This is a genomic window from Devosia sp. (genome assembly GCF_041917035.1).
Lineage (GTDB): Bacteria > Pseudomonadota > Alphaproteobacteria > Rhizobiales > Devosiaceae > Devosia_A.
Genome location: NZ_JAYRYM010000202.1, coordinates 1 through 6711, shown reverse-complemented (window position 1 = coordinate 6711; position 6711 = coordinate 1). Strand labels below are relative to the sequence as shown.

Sequence of the window (6711 nt, the reverse complement as noted above, 5' to 3'; positions counted from 1 at the left end):
CGGGCAGTCCGGCGCGAGCGGCGACGCCTTCATCGGGCGTCGCGACGAAGAAGAACCGGGCGCCGGCCTCGTAGAAGGCGCGCGCCGCCGGAACGAGCCCGGTGCCGTAGGCGTCGGCCTTCAGCACTGCGCCGGTGAGTGCGCCCCGACTCACCTTGTCGAGCGCCTGCCAGTTGCGCCTGAGTGCGCCCAGATCGACGGTCAGCCGGCCGCCATACCCGGTCGCGACTGCTGCGGCTGCCATCACTACTCCATCCTCTCAGGCAGGTAGTCGGCGTTTGCCAGGTTGCCGAAGCGGGTGAACTGCGCCTCGAAACTCAGCTGTACCGTTCCCGTCGGGCCATGACGCTGCTTGCCGATGATCACCTCGGCGCGGCCATGCACCTTTTCCATCTCGCCCTGCCAGGCAAGGTGCTCGGGCGTGCCTTCCTTGGGTTCCTTGTTCTTGAGGTAGTACTCCTCGCGATAGACGAACAGCACCACGTCGGCGTCCTGCTCGATCGAACCGGATTCGCGCAGGTCCGCCAGTTGCGGATGCTTGTCGTCGCGGTTCTCGACCTGGCGGGAGAGCTGACTGAGCGCGATGATCGGAACATCGAGTTCCTTGGCCAGCGCCTTGAGCGTGGTGGTGATCTCGGTCAACTCCTGCACGCGGTTTTCGTTGGCGCGGCGGGACGAGCCGGTCAGCAGCTGAAGGTAGTCGACGATCAGCAGGTCGAGCCCCTTCTGGCGCTTCAGCCGCCGCGCGCGTGCAGCCAGTTGCGCCACCGAGATGCCACCGGTGTCGTCGATGTAGAGCGGCACCTGCGACATCAGGTTCGAGGTGTCGACAAGGCGGGTGAACTGGCTCTCGTGGATGTTGCCCCGCCGGATGTCGGAAGACGAGATTTCCGCCTGTTCGGCGAGAATACGCGTCGCCAGTTGCTCTGCGCTCATTTCGAGCGAGAAGAACCCGACCTGGCCACCGTCGACGGTGTTGCGGTGCCCGTCCGGCGCGATCTCTCCGCGCCAGTTCTTGGCCACGTGAAAGGCGATGTTGGTGGCAAGTGACGTCTTGCCCATTGCCGGACGCGCCGCGAGGATGATCAGGTCGGAGCGCTGCAGGCCACCCATCAGGCGGTCGAGGTCCGTGAGGCCAGTGGCGGTTCCGGAGAGTGTCCCGTCCCGGCCATAGGCCTCGCCGGCCATCTTGATGGCTTCGGTCAGCGCCTGGCTGAAGTTCTGGAAGCCTCCATCGTAGCGGCCCTTTTCCGCCAGGTCGAAGAGCTGCTTCTCGGCTTCCTCGATCTGCTTGTTTGCGGTCGCCTCGACATCGGAGGTGTAGGCGACCTGCACCATTTCCTCGCCGATCTGGATCAGGTTCCGCCGTATGGCGAGATCGTAGATCGTCTGCCCGTAGTCGGCAGCATTGATGACCGTGGTCGCTTCCGCCGCGAGCCGCGCCAGGTACTGCGCCATCGTGACGTCGGCGGTAAGGGTCTCTCCGAGATAGGTCTTGGCGGTGACGGGAGTTGCGGTTTTGCCGGCCCGCACGATCTTGGCCAGCACCTCGTAAATGGTGCGGTGCACGGGCTCGTAGAAGTGCTCCGGCAGGAGGAAGTCCGAGACGCGGTAGAAGGCCTCGTTGTTGACCAGGATTGCGCCCAGCAGCGCCTGCTCCGCCTCCACGTTCTGGGGCGCGAGGCGGAAGGCTTTCTCGTCTTCCGGACGCAGGCGGTGGACGTTCGCTTCGGCCATTTCGACTCGGTAGTGTGTGCTCGTGGCGTTAAGGGGTTCTTAACCACCGGCGGCCGTCCGCGGGAAGGCAAATGCGACGGGCCGGCGACCTGCGAGCGGCATATCCGAGTCGGGCTGTGGGTAGTGTTGAAAGTGGGGGAAACAGGGGGAGGGGATTGCGAATCGGGCCGGCGAGAGGGGCCGGCCTGGGCCGCGGATGTCCTCTGGACCGGCACACGGACGGGCCAATGGCCGAATCAGTCGCGGGCGAGGCCGGGAAGCCGCCGGAAAAGCGGAAGGCCGGGATCGCTCCCGGCCTTGCGCATCAGCGAAAAACGAACCGACTACTCTTCCGATCGGTCGAGATCGGCCGAGGCCTCGGCCTGGCCGGCGAGGAATTCCTCATTGGCCTCTTCACCGTAATTGATCGCCGTCAGGTCCTCGCCCTTGGCCTGGCGGACGGCTTCGTCCTCCGAGCGGGCGACGTTGACCGTGATCGAGACCGCGACTTCGGCGTGCAGGTGCAACGCAACCGTGTGGACGCCGACTGTCTTTATCGGGTTGGCAAGGTCGACCTGCGACCGGGCGACGGTGAAGCCGTCGGCCGCCAGCGCATCCGCCACGTCACGCGACGACACCGACCCATAGAGCTGGCCGGTCTCACCGGCCTGCCGGATGATGATGACCGACTTGCCGTTGAGGCCCGAAGCGATCCCGGCTGCGGCCTCGCGGCGCTCCTGATTGCGCTTTTCGATGTCGGCCCGGTCGCGGGCGAACTTGTGACGGTTGGCCTCGGTGGCGCGAAGCGCCTTGCCCTGCGGCAGCAGGTAGTTGCGGGCGAATCCGTCCTTGACGTTGACCTCGTCGCCGATGTGGCCGGTGCGGCCGACGCGCTCGAGCAGAATGACTTTCATCTCTGTGTCCTTTGCTGTCCCGTCCGGTTGTGGACGGTTAGGAGCCGCAGACCATCCGCGACCCCAGCGATCCGCCGGCGGATCTGGCGCAGGGCGCCTTCGCCGGCCCTGGCCCTTACTGCACGGCGTAGGGCATGATGCCGATGAAGCGGGCGCGCTTGATGGCCTGGGCCAGTTCGCGCTGCTTCAGGGCCGAAACCGCTGTGATGCGGGAGGGGACGATCTTGCCGCGCTCGGAGACGTAGCGCTGCAGCAGCCGCACGTCCTTGTAGTCGATCTTGGGCGCATTCGGACCCGAAAACGGGCAGGTCTTGCGGCGGCGCTGGAACGGACGGCGGGCGGTGGTGGTGGTCAGGTCCTTGATGGCCATGTCACTCTATCCTTTTCGATCAGAACCGGCGGGGCGGACGACGGTCGCCGCGGTCGAAGCCGCCGCGGTCGCCGCGCGGGCCGCCCGGACGATCCCCGCGCTCATCGTCGCGGTCACGCTTCTGCATCATCGCCGAGGGACCTTCCTCGAGCGCGTCGACCCGGATGGTCATGAAGCGCAGGATGTCTTCATTGATCCCCATCTGCCGCTCCATCTCGGCCACCGCAGCATGCGGCGAGTCGATGTTGAGCAGCGTGTAGTGCGCCTTGCGGTTCTTCTTGATGCGGTACGAGAGCGACTTCAGCCCCCAATACTCGTTCTTGGTCACCTTGCCGCCGCCGGCGGCGATCACCCCGGTGAACGCGGCAGTCAGTTCCTCGACCTGCTGGGGCGAAACGTCCTGGCGGGCGAGAAAGATGTGTTCGTAAAGGGCCATGAGCGCCTTCCTTGTTGTTGCGTCACAACGCAGTCCTTCGGCGCGGAGCCCCTTTGAAGCCGGAAAGGCACCAAAGCAGTCTTCTAAAGAGCGGGAACACGGGAGGACGGGTGACCCCTTCCGGCAATACCGGACCCTCCGTTCAGCCCCCGGCCGAGCGAATGCGAGGCGGGACATAGGGGAAAACACCGCGGATGGCAAGGGCTCAGCGGCATCGAGCCTCTAGGGGCGGATCAGCACCTCGGCGACGATGCACTGCCGTGTCCGCTCTTGTTCCGCAACACCGATCCTGTAAGCGTTTGGCCATGATCACCTCCACGACCATCCCCGACCGCAACTCCATTCTCGCTGCCGAAGCCGCGATCCGTCCGCATATCCGGCGCACGCCGGTGATGTCGGTGCGTTCTGCCGATTTCGGCTTCACGGGCGAGGATCTCACCTTCAAGCTTGAGTTCATGCAGCACTCGGGCACGTTCAAGGCGCGCGGGGCATTCGCCAACCTCCTCATGCGCGAGGGAGCCGAGCGGGGCGTGGTCGCGGCCTCCGGGGGCAATCACGGTGCCGCGGTCGCGTTTGCGGCCATGCGCCTGGGGATCAAGGCGCACATCTACGTGCCGAAGATCTCGTCGCCGGCCAAGATCGACCGCATCAGGCAGTACGGCGCCGACATCGTGGTCGGGGGCGACACCTATCCCGACGCACTCGCGGCAAGTCGTAGCTTTGCTCGCGAGCATGGCCTGCTCGAGGCGCATGCCTACGACGCCTTCGAGACGCTGAGCGGACAGGGGACCGTAGGTCAGGAGTGGGAGCAGCAGGCTCCCGAACTCGACACCCTGCTTGTGGCAGTGGGAGGCGGCGGGCTGATCGGCGGCATCGCCGCGTGGTACGAGGGCCGCGTCCGCATCGTCGGGGTCGAACCCGAGAACGCGCCTACCCTGACGAGGGCCCTCGCGGCCGCGGCGCCCGTGGATGTTCCCGTGAGCGGCATTGCTGCCGACAGCCTCGGCGCCCGCCGTATCGGCGAACTCAGCTTCGCCCAGCGGCGACACATTGCAGGTACCGTTCTCGTCGCCGACGAGGCCATCGTTGCTGCGCAGAAAACCATCTGGGACATTCTGCGGGTGGTGGCCGAGCCCGGCGGCGCTGCTGCCATGGCGGCGCTGCTCTCCGGCCGCTATGTGCCGCAGTCCGACGAGAGGGTTGGGGTGCTGCTCTGCGGCGCCAACACCACGGCAGTGAAGTTCGACTAGAGCGCGCCGAAGGAACGCGTGGAGACGTCCGAACGGGTGCGAGGACCCGGCGGCCTTGACTTTGCCATCCCCCGCAGGCAAACGCCGCGCCCAACTGGACGCCCGTCCGGACGGGGCCTAGGTTGGGCCTTGACACCACGACGCCCCGGAGACCCCTCGTGACCAAGCGCGCATTCACCTTTCCCGGCCAGGGCAGCCAGGCCGTCGGCATGGGCAAGGATCTGGCCGGCACCTACCAGGAGGCGCGCAACGTCTTCGCCGAGGTGGATGATGCGCTGGGCCAGAAGCTCTCGACCCTGATGTTCGAGGGGCCCGAGGAAACCTTGCGGCTGACCGAAAATGCCCAGCCGGCCTTGATGGCCGTCTCGGTCGCGGTAACGCGGGTGCTGGAAAGTCGCGGCTTTTCGCTCAAGGAGCAGGCCGCCTATGTCGCCGGGCACTCGCTGGGCGAGTATTCGGCGCTCGCCGCTGCAGGCGCCTTCAGCCTCGCCGATGCTGCGCGTCTGCTCCGGACACGCGGCGAGGCGATGCAGAAGGCCGTGCCGGTCGGGCAGGGCGCCATGGCCGCTATCCTCGGGCTGGACCTCGAGACCGTCGAGCGGGTCTGCGCGGAGGCGGCGGCGGGCGACGTCTGCGGTCTCGCCAATGACAATGCGCCGGGCCAGGTGGTGATCTCCGGTAACCTCGCCGCGGTGAACCGCGCCATCGAACTCCTGAAGGCGGCCGGCGCCAAGCGGGCCCTGCCACTGCCGGTCAGCGCGCCGTTCCACTGTGCGCTGATGCAACCCGCCGCAGAGGCTATGCGCGCCGCCCTCGACAAGGTGGTCGTGCGTGCTCCGGTCGTGCCGGTGGTTGCCAACGTGCTCGCCGCGCCGATCTCCGATCCCGCCGAGATCAAGATGCGCTTGGTCGAGCAGGTGACCGGCCGAGTCCGCTGGACGGAGTGCGTCGGCTGGCTGGTCGGGGATGGCGGCGTGACCCAACTGGTCGAACTTGGCGCCGGCAAGGTGCTGAGTGGGTTGGCGAAGCGCATCGCGCCCGAGACCGCTGCGGTTTCGGTGAGCACGTCGGCCGACGTCGATGCCTTCCTCGCCGGCTGAACCATTGAATCAGACTCTGCAAAGGAGCCGCCAAATGTTTGATCTTTCTGGAAAACGCGCCCTCGTCACCGGCGCCTCGGGCGGCATCGGACGGGAGATTGCCAAGGCGCTCGCGGGCGCCGGCGCGCGGGTGGCGCTCAGCGGCACACGGGTTGGCGCGCTCGAGGACACGCGTGCGCTGCTCGGCGGCGGCGATCATCCGATCGTTCCGTGCAACCTCTCCGACCTCAATGCGGTCGACCACCTGGTCCCCGAGGCCGACAAGGCCCTCGGCGGTATCGACATCCTCGTCAACAATGCCGGCATGACGCGGGACAACCTGTTCATGCGCATGAAGGACGAGGAATGGGACGAGGTGCTGGCGGTGAACCTAACCGCCGCCTTCCACCTCACGCGTGCCGTGCTGCGCGGCATGATGAAGCAGCGCTTCGGCCGCATCATCGGTATCACTTCGGTGGTGGGCGTGGTCGGCAATCCCGGGCAGGGCAACTACGCTGCCTCCAAGGCCGGGCTGATCGGCATGGGCAAGGCACTGGCCTACGAGGTCGCATCCCGCAACATCACCGTCAACACCGTTGCGCCGGGGTTCATCGGCTCCGCCATGACCGACGAACTCAATGACAAGCAGCGCGAGAGCATCCTCGCCAAGGTCCCCGCCGGGCGACTGGGCAATGCCGACGAGGTGGCCGCCGCGGTCGTGTTCCTCGCCTCCAGCGAGGCCGGCTACATCACCGGCCACACGCTCAACGTCAACGGCGGCATGGTGATGCTCTGAGGCCGCGCGTCGAGGCTGGGGAAACCCGCCTGTGCGGAATATGGCAAAGGGCAGGGAAGTGTGTTACGTCCGCCGCTGATTTCGGGCATGGCCGACCCTTGCGAGGGGCTTGAACCGCGCCTACAGTCGGCCGCAAACGGCGGCAGGTTC

The 6711-nt window shown here is 66.6% G+C and carries 8 protein-coding genes; 3 read left to right on the top strand and 5 right to left on the bottom strand.

Annotated features, from left to right (window positions below):
- From ACE3TU_RS16950 to rpsF, 5 genes are all read right to left on the bottom strand, one after another.
- The coding region (locus tag ACE3TU_RS16950; RefSeq protein WP_374626300.1) for an alanine racemase at nt 1–244 on the bottom strand (244 nt) is incomplete at its 3' end.
- A gap of 2 nt (nt 245–246) precedes the next feature.
- The gene (locus ACE3TU_RS16945; protein ID WP_374626298.1) at nt 247–1737 is read right to left on the bottom strand and encodes a replicative DNA helicase; all 1491 of its coding nucleotides are present in this window, start codon (nt 1735–1737) and stop codon (nt 247–249) included.
- A 323-nt stretch (nt 1738–2060) separates the two neighbouring features.
- Complete coding sequence (rplI, locus tag ACE3TU_RS16940; protein WP_374626296.1) at nt 2061–2630, bottom strand: 50S ribosomal protein L9; 570 nt, start codon at nt 2628–2630, stop codon at nt 2061–2063.
- A 115-nt stretch (nt 2631–2745) separates the two neighbouring features.
- Nucleotides 2746–3000, bottom strand: a complete 255-nt coding sequence (gene rpsR, locus ACE3TU_RS16935; RefSeq protein ID WP_374626294.1) for a 30S ribosomal protein S18 — start codon at nt 2998–3000, stop codon at nt 2746–2748.
- A gap of 19 nt (nt 3001–3019) precedes the next feature.
- Nucleotides 3020–3436: a 30S ribosomal protein S6 gene (gene rpsF / locus ACE3TU_RS16930; RefSeq protein ID WP_374626292.1), complete on the bottom strand. Its 417-nt coding sequence runs from the start codon at nt 3434–3436 to the stop codon at nt 3020–3022.
- Between the two features lie 305 nt (nt 3437–3741).
- On the opposite strand from rpsF, the gene ACE3TU_RS16925 reads away from it, so the two are divergent.
- The 3 genes from ACE3TU_RS16925 to fabG all read left to right on the top strand — a co-directional run bounded on the left by ACE3TU_RS16925 (nt 3742) and on the right by fabG (nt 6561).
- Complete coding sequence (locus tag ACE3TU_RS16925; RefSeq protein ID WP_374626290.1) at nt 3742–4686, top strand: threonine/serine dehydratase; 945 nt, start codon at nt 3742–3744, stop codon at nt 4684–4686.
- A gap of 158 nt (nt 4687–4844) precedes the next feature.
- Nucleotides 4845–5786, top strand: a complete 942-nt coding sequence (fabD, locus tag ACE3TU_RS16920; RefSeq protein ID WP_374626288.1) for an ACP S-malonyltransferase — start codon at nt 4845–4847, stop codon at nt 5784–5786.
- A gap of 34 nt (nt 5787–5820) precedes the next feature.
- Entirely contained in the window at nt 5821–6561 is a 741-nt protein-coding gene (gene fabG, locus ACE3TU_RS16915) for a 3-oxoacyl-[acyl-carrier-protein] reductase (protein ID WP_374626286.1), read from the top strand.
- Nucleotides 6562–6711: the final 150 nt, after the last annotated feature.

Coding starts and splice junctions, on each gene's coding strand:
- ACE3TU_RS16925 (WP_374626290.1), top strand. CDS start 3,742: ATGATCACCTCCACGACCATCCCCGACCGCAACTCCATTCTCGCTGCC.
- ACE3TU_RS16945 (WP_374626298.1), bottom strand. CDS start 1,737: ATGGCCGAAGCGAACGTCCACCGCCTGCGTCCGGAAGACGAGAAAGCC.
- rpsR (WP_374626294.1), bottom strand. CDS start 3,000: ATGGCCATCAAGGACCTGACCACCACCACCGCCCGCCGTCCGTTCCAG.
- fabG (WP_374626286.1), top strand. CDS start 5,821: ATGTTTGATCTTTCTGGAAAACGCGCCCTCGTCACCGGCGCCTCGGGC.
- rpsF (WP_374626292.1), bottom strand. CDS start 3,436: ATGGCCCTTTACGAACACATCTTTCTCGCCCGCCAGGACGTTTCGCCC.
- rplI (WP_374626296.1), bottom strand. CDS start 2,630: ATGAAAGTCATTCTGCTCGAGCGCGTCGGCCGCACCGGCCACATCGGC.